This window comes from Marinobacterium profundum (assembly GCF_001528745.1).
Classification (GTDB): domain Bacteria; phylum Pseudomonadota; class Gammaproteobacteria; order Pseudomonadales; family Balneatricaceae; genus Marinobacterium_A; species Marinobacterium_A profundum.
In genome coordinates this window covers 74,673-93,799 of record NZ_BCNS01000083.1, presented here as the reverse complement: position 1 = coordinate 93,799, position 19,127 = coordinate 74,673, and the positions used below count along the sequence as shown (strand labels likewise).

Genomic DNA, 19,127 nt, shown 5'->3' with positions numbered 1-19,127 from the left:
CCTCAAGGGTGTTGGCTCTTGGCGGAGATGGTCTCGATTGTTTTAACGGTATTGCAGCCCTGTAATGCTGCTGATAGTGCGATACCGATGTATTTCCTTTCTGCTTTATTTACTTATCCCTGCTTCATCATTGGCCGCAGGCCAATGCGAACGCCATCTCTTCGCCCCCAAGAAGGCCAGCAAGTCCATGCACTTGCGCCCATTCTTTTAAGCTAAAGAATTCTGGCGTGACGGACAAATAGGGAGGGAACTTATTTGTCCACCGGGTTAATAGTTCAGTTGATTAGCGGCTGCTATCCACCGTCAGATGGTGCGCGGACTTGGAGTCCTGGGTGCTGTTTCAGTATTTCTGAATATGTTTCTGTATTTTCCGGATAGCCCGTACTGGCAGGGTTTCCTGTCTGTTTAGGTCGGTTTTCTGGTATTCATTTTATCGACCGGTGCTGCGCGCGTGTTATCTTTCCTTGTACATTCAAAGCCCTGCGAGACGATGCCGCATGAGCGCTAATAAAATTATTCTGGTTGCCGCCGAAGACGTGGATGATGCGAATATCGTCCGTGAGCTGCTGCGCAAGGAATTTGAACAGGTGTTTATTTCCACCGATCCAGACAAGTCGGTGGCGGATTTTGAGCAGCACAGCCCCGCCGTTCTGGTCTTGGCGTTTCCGACACTGGCCCGTGCTCAAAGCTACTATCTGGGGCTCTATCGCCTCAGTTCCCGCGCCCACGCGCATCCCCACAGAACCCTGATTTTGTGCAACAAGGCCGAGTTACAGGAAGTGTACAGCCTGTGCAAGAAAGATCACTTTTCAAGCTATGTGCTCTTCTGGCCGCTGGGGTATGACGCCACCCGCCTGGGGATGGAGGTGCACCATGCACTGCGACAAGTGGCGCTGAATGAGTCCGAGACGCCGACCACCAGTGAGTTTGCTGCCCAGTCACGGCGTATAGCCGGGCTCGAGGCGTTGCTGGAGATGAGTCTTACCCAGGGCAGTGAACAGATCGCATCGGGGCAGCAGGTGGTGGAAAAGTCCGGCGATGATATTCGTCTGGCGCTGGATGGATTTGCGTCCCGCTTCTCGCCCCAGGGGCAGCAGCAATTGCGAAAGGCCGAGGGGGCTGTGGATGTGTCGGTGCTGGATCTGTTGCAGACCGAGTTTGCACGCCTGCAGACCGATCAAATCGACGGGCATCTGCGCACAGCGTCCAGTGCCCTGCAGCCAGTCAGCGACTGGGCGGAACAGTTTCGACGGGATCTGGCGCCTGAAATGGAGTCCGTGCGTGAACTGCAACAGCTCACCAAGTCGCGCAAGCCGCTGGTGCTGGTGGTGGATGACGATGCTTTTCAGCACAAGCTGGTGGCGCGCTTGCTCAAGGATGCCGCTGTGGAGCTGATGTTTGCCGTGTCCAGCCAGGAGGCAATGGCGGCCATACGCAGCCGCCGACCCGAGCTGATCTTCATGGATATAAGTCTGCCGGACCTCAGTGGCATTGAAACCACGCGCCGCATCAAGGCCATTGAATCCTTTGGCAAAATTCCGGTGGTCATGATCACCGGACACAGCAAAAAAGACGTGGTCGTGGAAAGTCTTAAGGCCGGTGCCTGTGACTTCGTGGTCAAGCCCTTCGACAAGGCCGTTTTACTGAAAAAAATCAGTACCCTGCTGCATATGGCATGACCCTGAAACCGCTGTTGGCGCGCCCCTGCGCGCTATGACGAGGCAAGGACGATGACCCAACCCCCAAACTCCCCGGATTCTGCCCAGACCGACACTGCCCAAACCGCGGCGGCCAGGCCATTGTCTGCCTGCTCCATTGCCAGCTGGCCGCGCCCTGCGCGGATTCTCGCCATTGCACTGATCTATGTGACCCTGGCGCAGCTGGCGCTGCGCTTTCTGTCACCGGACTCAGTGGTGGCTTTTATCTGGCCTTTGGCAGGCCTGTCGATAGGCGCGCTGCTGATGTATGGCCGAACTTGCTGGCCGGGCATTGCACTGGGGGCTTTTGGATCTGGGGTGCTTGGCCTGAGTTTGCTGGGCGACCCTGGCAACCTGCCACCCCTGCTCGTCGCTATGGCGACGGCACTGGGCGCTACGCTGCAGGCGGTGATTGGTGCCAGGGTGCTGCAGCCCCTATATCGGGGGCTTATCCGGCACTATGACCAGACCCCGCTACTGGTCCCCTCGATACTGCTGGTACCTGTGGTTTGCCTGGTATCCGCCAGTATTGCAACGGCGGCGCGCTTTGGCTTTGGCGGCGTGGATAGTTCAGCGCTAAGCGGAATCTGGTTCAGCTGGTGGGCCAGCGACAGTCTTGGTGTTCTGCTGATCATGCCGCTGATCATGGCCTGGGTGCTGTATCGGCGTCACCAGCAGGTGCGGGCGGGCCTGGTGCTGATGTTGCCGCTACTTACAGTGGCTCTGGTGCTGAGCGGCTACTACTGGCTGGCGCGCAGTGAACAGCTAGAAGTACAGGCGGATCTGACGGCTCGCGGACAGGAGCTGAGCGCCCGGTTAAGCAGCCTCTATGCTGGCCAGGAGCATGCCGTCATGATGGCGGCGGCCTATGTTGCATCGAGCCGTGGCGCAACCGCGGCTAGCTTCAGCGAGTTTACCCAGAGAGCATTGAGTGCAGAAGGTGTGCTCTGGCTCGGCTGGGTCGAACCCAATACCGAAGGAGATCGCTTCAGACTGCAGTATGCTGCGGGTCCCGCTGCACAAAGGGTTCAGGCTGGGCTGGATTTTAGTGCCAATGCAGGCTTGAACGCGGCCCTGATGAGTGCGGCCCAGAGCGGCCAGCAGGCCCTGGTGCTGCGCCCAGAGGTGGAATCCGGGGATGGCCGTTTGCTGTTTGTGCCCGTATACCGCAGGGACCTGGACGTCGGCAGTGCCAGCCTCGAAGAGCGCCGCGCCGGCGTGCGAGGCTTTGCCGTGGGTGCGCTGTCGCTGGAGCCCGCGACGGCGCTGACGGGTGATGCGGTTGGGGTACGCTTTAGTCTGGCCTCCGCGCAGGCTTCCAGGGTGCTGTTTGAACGACAGCTTCCGCCGGACAGTGTGCCCGACTGGACCGAGCAGTTGCACGCAGGCCAGGGCGAGGACCTGCTGCTGGAACTCTGGTCACTGACACCCTGGCGGCCGGGGCAGAGTGCCAGTGTGAAAGTCTACCTGGTGGCGGCGGTATTGGCGGCGCTGTTCGCGACCCTGCTTACCTTTCTTGCCGCAGGGCAACAGGCGCGGGTGCGTCACGAAGTGGCCCATCGTACCGCTGAGCTGACCCAGGCCAAGGCGAGGCTGCAGCGAATTATTGATGGCAGCAGGCTTGGCTTCTGGGATTGGGATCTGGTCAGAGGCGAAATTCAGTACAGCGGCTGCTGGGCCAGTATGCTGGGCTATCGGTTGGAGGAGCTGGAGCACAGCTACGAGACCTGGGCAGATCTGGTACATCCGGACGACAAGCCGATGCTGGAACAGGCCATGGATGACCTGCTGCAGGGACGGTGCGAAGTTTACGAACATGATCACCGGCTGCGCACATCCAGCGGTGACTGGCGCTGGATCCGCACTAGTGCCGGTGCTCTGAGTCGAAGTGAAAGCGGCAAGCCACTGTATATTTCCGGTACCCACACCGATATCCACGACAAGAAACAGCTCGAGCTGGCACTCAAGGCCAGCGAGCAGCAGCTGCATGAGGCCAACGCCACTCTGGAGCGGCGCGTTGTGGCCCGTACGGCTCAGCTGCGAGGCAGTGAAGGCTTTATGCGAGCGCTGATCAATGCCCTCAATGTGCATATAGTGGTGCTGGATGCCGATGGCGGCCTGATTACCTGCAACGAGTCCTGGCGTGCCTTTGTAGAAAACAATTGGCGCCAGAGTCAGCCGATTAGCCGCGGCGTGAACTATTTCAGTGTTTGTGGCCCGGCAGAGAAAGAGGGCACCCAGGCAGCGCTGCTGATTCAGGCGGTTATGCAGGGGACACGGAAGCAGGGTACTTTTGAATATGCCTGTCACAGTGCCGATGAGCAGCACTGGTTCCTGTGCAAGGTCAGCTGTTTCCGGGTGGGTGAGGGTGCCCTGCGAATAGTGCTGTCCCACGAAAATATTACCCTGCGCAAGCAGGCCGAAGTTGCGCTCAAGCAGTTGAATGATCAGCTGGAGCAGCGCGTGCTGGCGCGTACCGAGCAGTTGCAGCAGGCACAGCAGGGCGCCGAACAGGCGAGTCAGGCGAAATCCCAGTTCCTGGCCACCATGAGCCATGAGATACGTACTCCGCTGAACGGCGTCATTGGCATGGTCGATGTGCTGGAACAGACCCGGCTGGAAGCCAAACAGAAGGGTATGGTGGATCTGATTCGCATATCCGGTTTGTCACTGTTGAGCATCATTGACGACATTCTGGATTTCTCCAAAATCGAAGCCGGTCACCTGGAGCTGGACCCCGCGCCCTTTTCCATTACTGCGATGGTGGAGCAGTGCTGTGCCATGGTGGATAACCAGGCCAGCAACCGTGGCGTGGAGCTGCGCATGTTTACCGACCCGCGACTGGAAAAGGAGTTGCTGGGGGATGAGCTGCGCATACGCCAGGTGCTGCTGAATCTGGCGAGCAATGCCATCAAGTTTTCCAGCGAAGGCGACGGCGGTCGGGTGTCGGTTCGAATCTCGCTGGAGAAGGAAACGGAGCAGCAGGTGCGGGTGCTGCTGGAAGTGGTCGACAATGGCATCGGCATGAGCGAAAAGGCGCAGGCCAGCCTCTTCACTGCCTTCAAACAGGCCGATGCTTCCACTACCCGCCGCTTTGGGGGGACCGGGCTGGGTCTGGCGATTTCGCTGCATCTGGTAAAAATGATGCAGGGTGAGATCAAGGTCAAGAGTGCAACCGGTGAAGGCTCGGTGTTTAGTGTGTCGCTGCCGCTGGAGCGCCTGCCAGAGGTGCCACAGGCGCCTGTTATCGCCTCCAAGGTGGCGGGGCTGAACTGTCTGATGGTGGGTTCTGCGCAGAGTCTGGCTGAGGATTTGCAGCTGTATTTGCAGCACGCAGGCTGTGTAACCGACAGGGTGAGCAGTCTTGAAGAGGCGCAACGCTGGCAGCTACAGCAGGGTGAAGGTCTCTATATCTGGGTGGTGGACATAGAGCGTCAGGCGCGGGAGTTACCAGGCTTTGAACTGGTCGCCGATGTTGCTCCCGGCCAGGACCTGGTCTTCGTGCAGATTGAGCGCGGCAAGCGGCGTTACCCACGCCAGGCGCGGCCTAACCGGGTTGAAGTGGATGGCAATGTGCTGTCGCGGGAGATGCTGTTGGCTGCCGTAACCTATGCCAGCCGGCGCGAGATACTTGAGCCGGTTAAATGGGGTCAGCCCGAGGCCGTGGAGGCTGATGTGCTGCCGACCCGTGAGGAGGCGTTGCAGCAGGGCCGGCTGATTTTGGTGGCTGAAGATAACAAGGTGAACCAGAAGGTACTCATGCATCAGCTGGGTCTGCTTGGCTATACCGCAGATATTGCCGCTAATGGGCTCGAGGCGCTGGAACTGTGGCGCAAGGGTGACTACGCCGTACTGCTGACCGATCTGCATATGCCAGAGATGGACGGCTATCAGCTTACCGAGGCGCTGCGGGCTGAGCAGGCCCCGCAGGCTCGTCTGCCTATCATTGCCTTGAGCGCCAATGCCCTCAAGGGCGAGGCGCAGCGCTGCAAGGATATCGGCATGGATGATTTCCTCAGCAAGCCGGCCCGGCTGGAGTTGCTGCGGTCCATGCTGAACAAGTGGATGCCAAGCACCATTGCGGGTGTGACTACAGTGGGTGCAAATGGCGCCGGGGTTGTAGATGAGGCAATTGCTGAGGTTGACGCCGAAGTTGAGGCCGAAGTTGAGGCGGCCATTGTCGACGAGCCTGTAATGGACAGTGAGACGGATAACGAAACCGAGAGTGCGGTGCTGGATACTGCCGAGTTGGCGGCGCTGGTGGGGGATGACCCCGAAGCGATACTGGAGCTATTGCAGGATTTCCGCCACTACGGTCTGCAGACTTCTGTCGAACTGTTGCAGGCCCATGAAGATGGCGAGGCTGACGGGGTCGGTGCCATGGCGCACAAGCTCAAGTCGTCCGCCCGTTCGGTCGGTGCTATACGTCTGAGCGAGTATTGCGAACAGCTGGAGGATGCCGCCCGCGATCTGGATATGGCCAGGATCGATGGGCTTATTCCGCTGTTCAGAGGGCAGATGAACGAAGTGGATCAGCGCATAGCGGCGCTCTGATACCGCCGGCATAGCGGCAGTTTTGGGGCTATTTCGGATTGCGGGATGATCTGGATAGCGGGTCTGGGTCGAGGGACTAACCTCAGGCTTTGCCGAGGCGATTTTGAGCTGAAAGCTGGCCCTTGCCGCCGCTGGAATCATACAGTGTGTGGCGCTGATTCTGCCCACGCAGCAGTGCCAGCAGCTGATCGTTGTTGCGGCTGCTGCGTCGCAACACCTGTTCATTGCGCAGATTCAGTTGCTGAATCTGCTCAAGTGCCTGCTGCAGTGTCTGCCACAGAGCCTCGCTGGCGGGGCGTAGCTCCTCTGGCAGGGCTGCAAACCACTGTGCCATGCCGTCTGGCGTGGCGCTGTAACCAAACTGTGTCATGAACTGTGCACGCTCTGCGTTTGATTCCGCGAGTTGCTGGAGCAGCAATTGCTTGCTGGCAGTGGACTGCTGCAGATCTTCAAGGTTGTGCTGCGATAGGGCGGCAAACTCGATTTCAAGCTGGGCCTGCAAATCGGTCAAAACGACAACACCCTGACGAGTCAGGGTGTCAAAGGCGCTCTGGTGCGGTATCGAAAGAGGTGTCAATCCAGTGTGCTCTCAAAGTCGACCATGCGCTGGGCAAGGCGCTCGTAGTTAATTTCGTAACTACCTGACTCAATGGCGCTACGCAGAGCCTGCACCCGGCTTTGATTCACCTCGGGCGTATCCGCCAGCGCCTTGTCGGCACCCTGCAGGGCCTGAGCCGCTTCGCTCAGCCGAACCTCGGCAGCACTGCCAGCCTTGGGGGCGGGTGCTGTCTGCGACTTGGCCTGATCGCCAACACGGTTGCTGTCTGTTTGGGCACGGGTTCCGCTGGCCTGACTTTTCGGCGGCAGCCCCGTGAAATCAATAACCATCCTGCTGATCCTCAATTTCGCTTCTGATGAGGTTTATCGGATGTATCTGGCAAAACTTTAGTACTTTTTCAAAAGGCTTTTACCGCTCTAATCACAGCGTCGTTACCAGGCTGCAGTATATCCCAGACTCTCGCCCTGGTCATGGGCCGGCATTAGGTTCAAGGAGCCGTGATTGGTGATTGGCGATTGGCGATTCGTAATTTGTAAGCCATAAGCCATAAGCCATAAGCTGAAGCGTGGCATTGAGGTCGCTCTACCAATCACGAATGACGAAGATTGGTAATTGGTGGCTCGCAGTGGACCGGCATTGGTAGATACATTCTCGAAATTCGCCTGAGGCTCATTTCCCGGATTTCGCAGGCTCAGTCCCTGCTACAAACGCTTTCAGCTTTCAGCTTTCAGCTTTCAGCTCGCCCCTCGCACCTCGCACCTCGCACCTCGCACCTCGCCCCTCGCACCTGCTCTTACCGCGCCAATGGCCGTACCAGGCCGCGTGCAACCACCCGGGCCTTGATCTCCTGGCCGGAGCGGTCGTTGCGCACCCGAATCTGCGCGCCATCTTCGCCGTCTTCCAATGCGGTGCCCTGGGCGCGCAGGTGCATGGCGCCGGAGCGGACCTCGATGATCACGCTGTCGCCACGCTGAATCAGAGTGCTGTTGGTCAGCATGCCGGCATTGAGGATGCTGGCATTGGGCAGGTGGCGACTGGCACTGCGGCCTATGACATCCTCGGGCGCACGGTAATAACCGCGGGTTTCATCGCTGATATCCAGCAGCCGGCTTTCAATATCGTCATGGCCAAGCACTTCGCCGCGGCCTACCGGGCGCCGCGTGACAATGACCTGGTGCAGTATGCCGACCTTCGCCGTTACGAAGAGGGCCCAGTGTTGTGGCCCCTCGCAGGCAACCCTTGTGGTAATACGGCTGCCGCTGCCCCTGGGGGCTTCAACCGTCAGGGGGGAGGCGCAGTCGGGCAGGCGCAGGCGAGTGCTGACCGGGTTGATACGCACGTCTATCTGGGCATCGGAATTTTGTTGCTGGTACAGCTGTGTCAGATAGTCGCGGGCGCTGTTCTCGACAGCCTGGGCAGTGGTGTCTGCCTGGATCGTCGTTGCCATGAGCAGGCAGGTGAACAGGGCGAGAGCCGATATATAAGAAGGACGCGTCACGCGGATTCCCTGTTTGAGTTGGCGAGCCGCCCGCAGTGGGGCCTGGCAGCGCCCGTCGATGATGTCAGGTCTGTCCTGGGCTGTAAACCGCAGCGGCAGGGGCGGATTGCCGCTTTGCCGCCGACCGGCATTTAGCGGTAAAAGGTTGCCGCCTGCAGTGCTGCCAAAACACTAAGCGCCCGTGATTACAGGACTTTTCGGCTTTGGCATGTGGATTGCTTTAGTCATGGGTATTCATGCAAAGAGGCAAGCGGATGACCATCAGCTTTGACAGCGCACTGGGGATTCACGAGTCGGCAACGCTGTTGCGGGCCCGACGGGCGGAGGTGATTGCCAACAATATCGCCAATGCCGATACACCGGGCTTCAAGGCGCGCGATCTGGATTTTGCCAGCCTGCTTCAGGGGGCGCAGGCGCCGGGCAGCGGTCTTGCGATGCAGGCAACTCAGAGCGGACACCAACAGCTGACGCCGGATCCGTCATCCCTGGCAGCCGACATGTTGTTCCGTATTCCGACCCAGCCGAGCGTTGATGGCAACACCGTTGAGGTGCAGGAAGAAATGGCGCGTTATACCGAAAACGCACTCGACTATCAGGCTTCCTTCGACTTTTTGAACCGCAAGTTCAAAGGGTTGAGCAAGGCAATCACCGGGAACTAAGCGATGTCTTTATCTAACGTATTCAGTATCGCGGGCTCTGCAATGAACGCCCAGAGTGTGCGCCTGAACACCACCGCCAGTAATCTGGCGAATGCCGAGAGTATTAGCTCCAGCACGGGTGATACCTACCGTGCGCGCAAGCCTGTGTTCGAAGTGCGAGCGCCGGAGGCCATGCAATCCTTTGCCGCTCCCGGGCTTGAGGCGGGTGTGGGTGTGCATGTGGCCGAGGTGGTGGAGAGTGATGCGCCACTGCGTCAGGAATACAGCCCGAATCATCCGATGGCTGATGATAATGGCTTCATTTACTACCCCAATGTAAATGTGGTGGAGGAGATGGCCGACATGATTTCGGCGTCGCGCTCCTTTCAGATCAACGCGGACATCATGAACACAGCCAAGCAGATGCTTCAGCGCACCTTGCAGCTGGGGCAGTAAGCCTGGGAGGTAACCGATCATGAGCACCATTGATAGCAACAGTAGTATTTTCAATCAGATTAACCAGACCAATCAGAGCAACAGCACTGCGACCAGCGCGAGCGAGTCGGACAGTGAAATGTTCATGAAGCTGATGATCGCCCAGCTGCAGAATCAGGACCCGACCAGCCCTGCGGATACGTCCGACTTCATGCAACAGATTGCCAGCATGAGTACGGTTGAGAGCATTGCCAACCTGAGCACCTCTGTGGATCAACTCGGCCAGTCGCTCATGAGCAGCCAGGCGGCGCTGCAGGCCTCTTCGATGGTGGGGCAGAAGGCATACGTAAAAACGGATCTGGCGGTGTTGCCTGAAGGTGGCAGTGTCGAAGGTCTGGTGTCACTGGGCAGCAGTGCATCCAACGTCTGGGTGTCGGTTTATGACAGCAGCGGCGTGCTGGTGGATACCCAGCAAATGGGTGCCCAGAGCGCCGGTGATCACAGTTTCGTCTGGAGTGGCAATGCTAATACGCCGGCCGGCCAGTACCGCGTTGTGGCGCAGGCCCAGGTGAATGACAAGGTTGTTACCCAGGATCTGTACATGGGGCACCGAATCAATAGCGTGACGCTGGGCCAGAATGGCATCGGCATGAAAGTAAATACGGATGTCGGCTCCGCCGGAATCAACGATATCAAGCAACTCGGATAGGCGTCGCCCAGGCTGAGCTGAATTTGATTTAGCGCAGTCGGCAGGCGCCACACAGGAGAGCAGCATGGCAGGTTTCAATACGGCAATTACCGGGCTCAAGTCGGCATCCACCGATCTGGATGTCACCGGCAACAACATTGCGAACTCCAGCACTGTGGGCTTCAAGTCCTCGCGCACCGAGTTCGCCGACATCTATGCTTCTGCCGTGGTAGGGGCGGGATCCAGCAATATCGCAGGCTCAGGTGTGACGGTGTCCGATATAGCCCAGGACTTCGGCGCCGGTACCATCGAATTCACCAACAATAACCTCGATCTGGCGATCAACGGTTCGGGCTTCTTCCAGCTCGATAACGGCCAGGGCAGCGTGACCTATACCCGCGCCGGTGCTTTTGAACTCGATAAAGAGGGCAATATTGTCTCCAAGGACGGTAAGAACCTGCAGGGCTATGGCGTCGATGACCAAGGCAATCTGCTGCCGGTGGGCAATCTGGCCGTGAACCAGAAGGAGAGCCCGCCCAAACCGACCGAGAACATTGACCTGTCCTTCAACATAGACGCGGCAACGGTGGTTCCTACACTGGCGTATGACCCTGACGAACCGTCCAGTTATTCATATAGCACCACGGTGCCCGTCTTCGATAGCCTGGGCAATCAGCAAACGATCAAGTTCAACCTGGTCGAACAGAGTGAAGGCAGTGGTCTTTATGATATGTATGCCTATCTGAACGGAGATCCAGATCAGCCTCTGGATATCGGCGGAAGCCCGATCGACCCTGCAGATCCTGAGTCAGGGGCAATAGTGGTTGCGTTTGATACGACGAACGGCCTGTTGAGCACCATCGGTGGCACTGCCACTTCGAAGCTCACTATAGCGGGTGCGGACTCGGCGAACGCCGCTACGACAATCGATCTCGATCTGGCCGGTACTACCCAGTTTGCATCGACTTCCATCGTCAAAACGCAGCAGCAGGATGGTTACACCAAGGGTGACCTGATTGGTGTGAGCTTTGGCAGCAACGGTGAAATGATTGCATCCTTCAGCAACGGCCAGAATCAACAGCTGGGCGTTGTAGCCATTGCGACTTTTGAAAATCAGGCGGGCCTTGGCCCCAGTGGCGGCACCGAATGGACCGCGACCCTGGATTCAGGTTCTGCGATCATCAACCCGCCGGGCTCGGGCCTGAGCGGCAGCCTGCGCTCGGCGGCACTGGAGCAGTCCAACGTTGACCTTTCGGCGGAGCTGGTCAGCTTGATCGAAGCGCAGCGTAACTTCCAGGCCAACTCCAAGACGCTGGAAACCCTCAATACAGTGACCCAGACCATACTGCAGATCTGATTTTGAAGCGCCAGGCAGCTTTCGGCTTTCAGCCGTAAGCTGTCAGCCTGCTCTTCTCTCCCTCTCCCTCTCCCTCTCCCTCGAACCTCGAACCTCTCCCTCGAACCTCGAACCTCGAACCTCGAACCTCGAACCTCGAACCTCGAACCTCGAACCTCGAACCTCGCACCTCGCACCTCGCACCTGCTCCATCACATGGCACAGCAATTGCTTTATATCTGTAAAGGTCGCGAAAGCGGCAACGGATTTCCCAGCAGGAGCGGTCAATGGACAAAGTGCTGTATGTGGCAATGAGCGGAGCCCGCGAAAGCATGATGGCGCAGCAGGCCCATGCCAACAATCTGGCCAACGCAACCACGACTGGCTTCAAGACCGACTTGGCCCAGGCCCGCGCCATGCAGGTGTTTGGCGAGGGGCTGCCGAGCCGGGTTTATGCCATGACCGAACGTCCCGCCACTGATACCAGCACCGGCACCCTGATGCAGACCGGACGGGATCTGGACGTTGCCATTAATGGCGAAGGCTGGATTGCGGTGGTGGCCCCAGACGGCACCGAGGCTTACACCCGTGCCGGTGAGCTGCAGATCAATGCCGCCAACCAGCTGGTGACAGGCAGTGGATTGCCGGTGCTGGGTGCCGGCGGCATTGCCGTTGTGATTCCTCCCGCAGAAAAAATTGATATCGGTAACGACGGCACCATCAGTGCCCGCCCGCTGGGTGAAGGGGCGGCCGAGTTGCTACTGGTGGATCGTATCAAGCTGGTGAAGCCCGACAGCGATGCCCTGTTCAAGGGGCTGGATGGCCTGATGCATGTCCCCGGCAACGCGCCCTTGCCACCGTCGCTGGATGTGAGTCTGCGCTCGGGCTATCTGGAATCCAGCAACGTTAATGCGGTGAACGAATTGACCGAAATCATCAGTCTGGCGCGACAGTTCGAAATGCAGGTCAAACTGATGAAAACCGCCGAAGAGAATTCAAGTGCTGCGGCGCGTATCCTGCAGCTCAGCTAATGCAGTGGCCGGCAATGGTTTGATAACCGTTGCCGCTAAAATGCCAAGGAGTTTAATGCTATGAATGGAGCTTTGTTTGTCGCCAAGACAGGCCTAAGCGCGCAGGATACGGCGCTTAAGGTCATCTCCAACAACCTGGCCAACGTCGCCACTGTGGGCTTCAAGAAAGATCGCGCCGTGTTCGAGGATCTGCTGTATCAGATCAAGCGCCAGCCAGGCGCCCAGTCGGCGCAGGAATCCCAGTTACCCTCTGGTTTGCAGTTGGGCAGCGGTGTACGCACCGTGGGCACCCAGAAACTGTTTGCCACCGGCGATCTGCAGATCACAGACGAGCCCTTTGATGTCGCCATCAATGGCCGAGGTTTTTTGCAGGTGGTGCAGCCCAGCGGCGAGATTGCCTATACGCGCAACGGCCAGCTGCATCTTAATGGCGACAATCAGCTGGTGACCGCGGAGGGCTTTCAGATAGAGCCTGCCATAACCTTGCCCTCCGAAGTTCAGACCTTCAGCGTGGGTCTCGATGGCACAGTGCAGGTGACTATAGCGGGGGATGCGAATCCACAGACGATCGGTCAGCTTGAACTGGCGGACTTTGTTAACCCCCAGGGCTTGCAGGCCATTGGTCAGAACCTGTTTCTGGAAACGGCCGCCAGCGGCGCACCTGTGGTGGCAACACCGGGGGATGGCGGCACCGGCCTGTTGCAGCAGGGCATGCTGGAAGGCTCCAACGTCAATGCAGTGGAAGAACTGGTAAACATGATCACCACGCAGCGGGCCTACGAGCTTAACTCCAAAGTTATTTCCACCGCCGATGAAATGTTGTCCTTCGTGACGCAGCAGCTGTAATTGGCTGAAGGGGGCAAGGTGCAAGCGATGACACTAGCCATGATGATGACGCGCAGACTCCTGCTGGCAGCGCTACTGCTGGTACTCAGCGGCTGTGTGACCAAGGCGCCCAAGCCGGATAATCCGTACTTTGCGCCTATACCGGCCCAGTCTTACGAGACGGTGCCGCCGGCCAATGGTTCTATCTATCAGGCGGCGACCAGCATGAACCTCTATGGTGATGGTCGTGCGATGCGGGTCGGTGATGTAATTACCGTGCTGTTGTCGGAAAAGACCCAGTCGTCCAAGTCGGCTTCCACCGATGTCGACAAGAGCAACCAGATCAACCTGGCGCAGCCACAGGTGTTTGGCCGTGGCCTAAGTGCCTTTGGCAGCCCACTGAGCCTGTCGGCCCAGACTGACAGCGCCTTTGCCAGTGAAGGTTCCTCGGACATGAGCAACAGCCTGAGCGGCAGCATTACCGTAACGGTGCATGAGGTAAGGCCCAACGGCCTGCTGCTGGTAAAAGGTGAAAAATGGCTGACGCTGAATCAGGGCGATGAATATATTCGTGTCAGCGGCATGGTGCGGGCGCGGGATGTCGCGGCCGACAACACTGTATCATCCACCAAGCTGGCCGATGCGCGCATTGCCTATAGCGGTACCGGTGCCGTACATGACTCCAACGTCATGGGCTGGCTGGGCAAATTCTTTATCAGCCCGTTCTGGTTGTTCTAGCGGGTTGTCAGGGGAGTACAGAAAATGCTGCAACATATAATCAAACAGAGCCTTGCAGGGGTGTTGCTGTGCCTGTGGCTGGTAGCGCCGGCCCAGGCTGAGCGCCTCAAGGATATCGCCTCAGTACAGGGCGTGCGCAGCAACCAGCTGGTGGGTTATGGCCTGGTGGTGGGGCTCGATGGGACTGGAGACAAAACCAGTTTTACCTCCCAGACCTTTCGCAACATGCTGACGAACTTCGGCGTCATCCTGCCGGCCAACCAGAATCCCTCGTCCAAGAATATTGCCGCCGTGGCGATTCATGCCGAGCTGCCGGCCTTCTCGAAGCCCGGCCAGACCATCGATATTACGGTGTCCGCCATTGGTGATGCCAAGAGCCTGCGCGGCGGCAGCCTGTTGATGTCGCCGCTCAAGGGCGCTGATGGTCAGGTATACGCCATTGCCCAGGGCAATCTGGTGGTATCGGGCTTTGGTGCAGAAGGGCGAGACGGCTCGCGTCTGTCGGTGAACGTGCCCAGCGTTGGGCGTATTCCCAATGGTGCTTCGGTTGAGCGGGCCGTGCCCAGCGCTTTTGCCCAGAGCGATACCCTGACTCTGAACTTGCACTACGGCGACTTCACCACGGCCAGGCGCGTGGCCGAACAGATCAATGGCCTGCTGGGCCCCGATATGGCGGTCGCGATGGATTCCACTTCCATTCAGGTGCGCGCTCCCAGGGATCCGTCGCAGCGAGTGACCTACCTCTCGGTGCTGGAAAACCTGGAAGTGCAGCCGGCCGAAGAGGTGGCTAAGGTCATTATCAACTCCCGCACCGGCACCATCGTCATCGGCCAGAATGTGCGTATTTCACCGGTGGCCATTACCCACGGCGGCATGACGGTCTCCATTACGGAAGCTGTGGATGTGAATCAGCCTGATCCCCTGAGTGGCGGTGTGACAGTGATTGCGCCGCGATCCGGGGTGGAAGTGGATGCGGGCTCCGGTCACATGTTTGAATTTATCCCTGGCACCTCGCTGCAGGATTTAGTGTCGGCGGTGAATCAAGTGGGGGCGGCACCGGGTGATCTGATGGCGATTCTGGAAGCACTGAAACAGGCCGGGGCCCTGCGGGCCGAGCTGGTGGTGATATGAGCGCTTATACTGAGCTTCGTATTCTGCCAGAAGAACGGGAGCTGATCTGATGGAGCGCAATAATGCTTTGGGCAGCAAGGCGCAGGTCTATACCGACCTGACTCAGTTGACGCAGCTCAAGCGCGATGCCAAGAACGATGGCCCCGAGGCGCTGCTCCAGGTCGCCAAGCAGTTCGAGCAAATGTTCATGAGCATGATGCTCAAGAGCATGCGCGAAGCCAATGCTTCCCTGGCTGAAGACAGCCCGTTCAGCAGCGGTGATGTTAAGTTTTACCAGGATATGCTCGATCAGCAGATGACGCTGGAGCTCTCTACTGGCAAGGGTATGGGGCTGGCCGAGGTGCTGGTGAAGCAGCTCGGCCAGCAGCTCGATATCCCGGCCGCGAAGGCTGAAGCCTCTGAGTTGCGGCCGCTGGATGAATCCGAACGCATGCTCAAGCGAGCTTTCGATGGCGGCGCCCAGCTGGCGACGCTGGCACAGTTGCAGCGTTCGCAGCCAGCTGGCGCGGCGGAATTACCGCCCCATGTCAGCTCACCACACCTTGGCTCAGCCGATGCCAGCTCAACGCAGGCGACGGCCGCGACAGTGGCCGCAGTCGGGGCTGCTAAAAGCGTCGCCGCTGCAGAACCCGAGACCTTTGAAACCCCTGCTGAGTTTGTCGCGACCCTGCTGCCAATGGCGCAGAGGCTGGCGCCCGAGATTGGCGTCGATCCCAAGGTACTGGTGGCCCAGGCGGCGCTGGAAACCGGTTGGGGTCGTCATATCAGCCAGGACAGCAGTGGCCGTAATAGCCGCAACCTGTTCAATATCAAGGCTGATAGCGCCTGGCAGGGCGAGCGCGTTGGCGTCAGCACGCTGGAGTACCGCGACGGTGTGGCGGTACGTGAATCGGCGGCATTTCGTGCTTATGGTTCATTCGAACAGAGCTTTGAAGATTACGTCAGTTTCTTGCAGCAGAACCCACGCTATCGTCAGGCGCTGGAGCAGGCCGCCGACCCACAGGCCTACCTGCAGGAGCTGCAAGCGGCGGGCTATGCCACGGATCCGGCTTATGCCAAAAAGATCGGGCGTATCTTTGACAGTGAACTGTTGTTGCATGCGCGTGCAAATTCGGCTCAAGAATAGCCGCGGCCGGCCGCTAATAATCTAGGCCGGCGTGCCTTAGCTGGCGCCGTAAGGGAGAGAGTGAATGTCCAGTTTCAATCTGTTGAATATCGGTACCCAGGCGCTGCAGTCCAACACCAGCGCACTCTCGGTGGTCGGGCAGAATATTGCCAACGTCAATACGCCGGGCTACTCGATGCAGCGGGTGGATCTGGTCGCGCGGGAAAACCTGGGCGGGGTACAGGTGCGTGATGTACAGCGCATGGCCAACGATTTTTTGACCAGCCAGGTCAATGCCGATACCTCGGCCTACAACAGCGCCCTGGCATTCGAGCAGCTGGCCAATCAGCTCGACAATATGCTGGCCTCGGATGTCTCCAGCATTTCGACGGCCATGGACGACTATTTTGGTGCCCTGCAAGGCGCGGTGGATGATCCCAGTAACCTGGCGAACCGCGAACTTTTTCTGGCTCAGGCCGATGCGCTGGTGCGCCGTTTTCAGGATCTGGATTCCAGCCTTGCGCGCCAGAGTGACACCCTTAACAGCCAGATCGAAAGTTCAGTAACCCAGGTCAACAGCTTGAGTCAGGGGCTGGCGCAGATCAACGATCAGTTACGTTTGGCCGCCTCATCTGGCGCCGCAACTAATGAACTGCTGGATGAGCGTGATCGAGTAATGGAGTCTCTGGCAGGCTATATAGGTTTCACCACAGTGCCGCAGCCCAATGGTGAGATGAACCTGTTTGTCGGTAACGGTGAGCCACTGGTAATGGGCGGTACTGCCAGCCGTCTGCTGACGGTGCAGGACAGCCTGGATTCCAGCCAGCGCAACGTGGCGCTTCAGATTGGCAGTAGCATCAGTGATATTACCAGCCAGCTCAGTGGCGGCAAGATAGGCGGTTTGCTTGATTACCGCGCCGATGTGCTGAATCAGGCAAAGGACGAAATGGGCCTTATCGCCATGGTGTTTGCCTCCAGCATGAATGCACAGCAACTGCAGGGGCTTGATCTGGATGGCAATGCGGGCGAGCGCCTGTTTGCCGATATCAACACCAGTGCGGCAGTGGCTGATCGGGTGCTGGCCGACAGCGGCAACGCCAGCAGTGCGGCATCCAGCGTTAATATTGTCGATGCCGGTGGCCTCAAGGCGTCGGCTTATGAGCTGGTGTTTAATACCGACAGCAGTTTTACCGTGACACGCCTGAGTGATGGTGTGCGCTGGAACAGCAACCAGCTTAATAGTGAAGCCGTAGCTGGGGATGTGGATGCGAACCAGGAATTTTCTTTTGATACCGCTGGCGGCAGCCTGACGCTGCAGGTCGATGGCTTTCGGCTTCAGCTGGACTCCGCATCAAGCTTTGTCAAAGGTGACAAGTTCGAAATTCAGCCCACCCGCAGCGGCGCCTCCGAGCTTGCACTGGAATTGAACAGCGGCCGTGGTCTGGCACTGGCCGACAGCGTCGGTGGGGTTTCCAACAACCGCAATGCCCTGGCGATGTCAGATCTGCAGTTCGCCAAGCTGGTGGATGGCAGCTCATACCAGGAACAGTACGGCCGCCAGATAGAGCGTGTCGGCAGCATTACGGCCACCGCCCAGATCACCACCCAGTCCAGCAAGGCGGTGCTGGATGCCAATCTGCAGACCAAGTCCAGCCTCAGTGGCGTTAATCTCGATGAGGAAGCGGCCAGGCTGGTACAGTTCCAGCAGGCCTACCAGGCGTCGGCGCGTTTGATCGCGGCGTCCCAGACGATCTTTGACTCTCTGCTGGCCGTGGTTTAACGGCTAGTTTTCTGACGGCAGATGAGGAGGAATAGCCATGCGCATATCTACCCAGCAAGTCTTTCTGAACAACGTCGATAACCTGAGTCGGGCCAACAGCGAGCTGGTCAAGACGCAGGAACAGATCGCCACCGGCAAGCGTGTGCTGCAGCCCTCGGATGATCCGCTGGCCGCCAGCCAGATTATCAAACTGGAACAGGAAGTGGCCCGCACCGAGCAGTTCCAGACCAATATTGATGTTAGTAACCGCCGTCTCAGTCATGAAGAATTAACCCTGGATGAGCTGTTCAATAATGCCGTTCGGCTACGGGAAATTACCATTCAGGCGGGCAGTGCGGCGCTGGGTTCGCAGGATCGTGCGGCCCTTGCCACAGAAGTGGATGGCATCATTGATCAGATGCAGGGACTGATGAATACCAGGGATGTACAGGGTGAGTATCTGTTTTCCGGTTTTCAGGGTGACCAGCAGGCGTACAGCTTTAATGATGTTACCGAACGTTACGAGTTTCAGGGTGATGCCGAGCAGCGTTTTATCCAGATAGGGCCGGATAACCGTATTGCCTCCACCGATTCGGGCGCGCAGCTGTTTGAGCCCAACAATCCGCTAAACATAGCGCTGGATCTGAGCAATGGCCTGAAGAATATCGATACCAGTACCGAGGCCGGGCGGGCAGAATTGCAAACTCTGCTGGGTAATTCACTGACGGCAATCGACGGGGCTCAGGATGCCAATATCCGTGGCCGCACTTCCATTGGTGCGCGCATGAACGCGCTGGATCAGCAGCAACTGGTGAACGACAATTACACGCTGTTGAGCCAGGAAGCGCTGTCATCCTTCCGGGATCTGGATTACAACGAGGCCATCAGCCGCCTGACCCTGCAACAGACAACGCTGGAAGCGGCCTACGCCAGCTTCAGCAAGGTCAGTGGGCTAAGCCTGTTCGATTACATCCGCTAGGGGGTCTTTAGGGTGCTGATGAGCGCAGCGAATCGCACCGTTTACCCGATACCTCGGTGGTTGCCCCCAGCGGCGCTGCTTTCGAATGGTGGAATTCGCAGGCTCATTCCACCCTACGGGTACGGTATCACACCGTGATAATCCGCCATTTTTC

Annotated in this window: 16 protein-coding genes; 13 read left to right on the top strand and 3 right to left on the bottom strand. The window is 58.4% G+C overall.

The window, feature by feature from the left end; translation table 11 throughout:
* Positions 1-497 precede the first annotated feature (497 nt).
* Together MPRO_RS04650 and MPRO_RS04645 are read left to right on the top strand one after the other, a co-directional pair.
* Complete coding sequence (locus MPRO_RS04650) at positions 498-1,679, top strand: response regulator (protein WP_067287993.1); 1,182 nt, start codon at positions 498-500, stop codon at positions 1,677-1,679.
* Positions 1,680-1,730: 51 nt separating this feature from the next.
* A complete protein-coding gene (locus MPRO_RS04645) occupies positions 1,731-6,251 on the top strand; it encodes an ATP-binding protein (RefSeq protein ID WP_067287992.1) in 4,521 nt (1,506 codons plus the stop codon).
* 82 nt (positions 6,252-6,333) lie between these two features.
* On the opposite strand, the gene MPRO_RS04640 is transcribed toward MPRO_RS04645, so the two are convergent.
* From MPRO_RS04640 to flgA, 3 genes are all read right to left on the bottom strand, one after another.
* Positions 6,334-6,828 carry a flagella synthesis protein FlgN gene (locus MPRO_RS04640; protein WP_082708444.1) on the bottom strand — a complete coding sequence of 165 codons (495 nt, stop codon included), beginning with the start codon at positions 6,826-6,828 and terminating at the stop codon, positions 6,334-6,336.
* Entirely contained in the window at positions 6,825-7,139 is a 315-nt protein-coding gene (flgM, locus tag MPRO_RS04635; RefSeq protein WP_067287990.1) for a flagellar biosynthesis anti-sigma factor FlgM, read from the bottom strand. Before flgM ends, MPRO_RS04640 begins: the two co-directional genes overlap by 4 nt.
* 464 nt (positions 7,140-7,603) lie before the next feature.
* Positions 7,604-8,308 (bottom strand): flagellar basal body P-ring formation chaperone FlgA, encoded by a 705-nt coding sequence (flgA, locus tag MPRO_RS04630; RefSeq protein WP_067287989.1) that lies wholly within the window; start codon positions 8,306-8,308, stop codon positions 7,604-7,606.
* Between the two features lie 254 nt (positions 8,309-8,562).
* Between flgA and flgB the strand changes: the two genes are divergently transcribed.
* From flgB to flgL, 11 genes are all read left to right on the top strand, one after another.
* Positions 8,563-8,967 carry a flagellar basal body rod protein FlgB gene (gene flgB, locus MPRO_RS04625; protein ID WP_067287988.1) on the top strand — a complete coding sequence of 135 codons (405 nt, stop codon included), beginning with the start codon at positions 8,563-8,565 and terminating at the stop codon, positions 8,965-8,967.
* Between the two features lie 3 nt (positions 8,968-8,970).
* The gene (gene flgC, locus MPRO_RS04620; RefSeq protein ID WP_067287987.1) at positions 8,971-9,402 is read left to right on the top strand and encodes a flagellar basal body rod protein FlgC; all 432 of its coding nucleotides are present in this window, start codon (positions 8,971-8,973) and stop codon (positions 9,400-9,402) included.
* A gap of 19 nt (positions 9,403-9,421) precedes the next feature.
* Positions 9,422-10,090 (top strand): flagellar hook assembly protein FlgD, encoded by a 669-nt coding sequence (locus MPRO_RS04615; protein ID WP_067287984.1) that lies wholly within the window; start codon positions 9,422-9,424, stop codon positions 10,088-10,090.
* A 64-nt stretch (positions 10,091-10,154) separates the two neighbouring features.
* A complete protein-coding gene (gene flgE / locus MPRO_RS04610) occupies positions 10,155-11,426 on the top strand; it encodes a flagellar hook protein FlgE (protein ID WP_067287983.1) in 1,272 nt (423 codons plus the stop codon).
* Positions 11,427-11,692: 266 nt separating this feature from the next.
* Positions 11,693-12,436: a flagellar basal-body rod protein FlgF gene (flgF, locus tag MPRO_RS04605; RefSeq protein ID WP_067287981.1), complete on the top strand. Its 744-nt coding sequence runs from the start codon at positions 11,693-11,695 to the stop codon at positions 12,434-12,436.
* Between the two features lie 60 nt (positions 12,437-12,496).
* The gene (gene flgG, locus MPRO_RS04600; protein WP_067287977.1) at positions 12,497-13,282 is read left to right on the top strand and encodes a flagellar basal-body rod protein FlgG; all 786 of its coding nucleotides are present in this window, start codon (positions 12,497-12,499) and stop codon (positions 13,280-13,282) included.
* Positions 13,283-13,309: 27 nt separating this feature from the next.
* Complete coding sequence (gene flgH, locus MPRO_RS04595) at positions 13,310-13,999, top strand: flagellar basal body L-ring protein FlgH (RefSeq protein ID WP_245635027.1); 690 nt, start codon at positions 13,310-13,312, stop codon at positions 13,997-13,999.
* Between the two features lie 24 nt (positions 14,000-14,023).
* Positions 14,024-15,130, top strand: a complete 1,107-nt coding sequence (locus MPRO_RS04590) for a flagellar basal body P-ring protein FlgI (RefSeq protein ID WP_067287973.1) — start codon at positions 14,024-14,026, stop codon at positions 15,128-15,130.
* 49 nt (positions 15,131-15,179) lie between these two features.
* Entirely contained in the window at positions 15,180-16,256 is a 1,077-nt protein-coding gene (gene flgJ / locus MPRO_RS04585; protein WP_067287969.1) for a flagellar assembly peptidoglycan hydrolase FlgJ, read from the top strand.
* 64 nt (positions 16,257-16,320) lie between these two features.
* A complete protein-coding gene (flgK, locus tag MPRO_RS04580) occupies positions 16,321-18,015 on the top strand; it encodes a flagellar hook-associated protein FlgK (RefSeq protein ID WP_067287965.1) in 1,695 nt (564 codons plus the stop codon).
* A gap of 37 nt (positions 18,016-18,052) precedes the next feature.
* Entirely contained in the window at positions 18,053-18,973 is a 921-nt protein-coding gene (gene flgL / locus MPRO_RS04575) for a flagellar hook-associated protein FlgL (protein ID WP_067287961.1), read from the top strand.
* Positions 18,974-19,127: the final 154 nt, after the last annotated feature.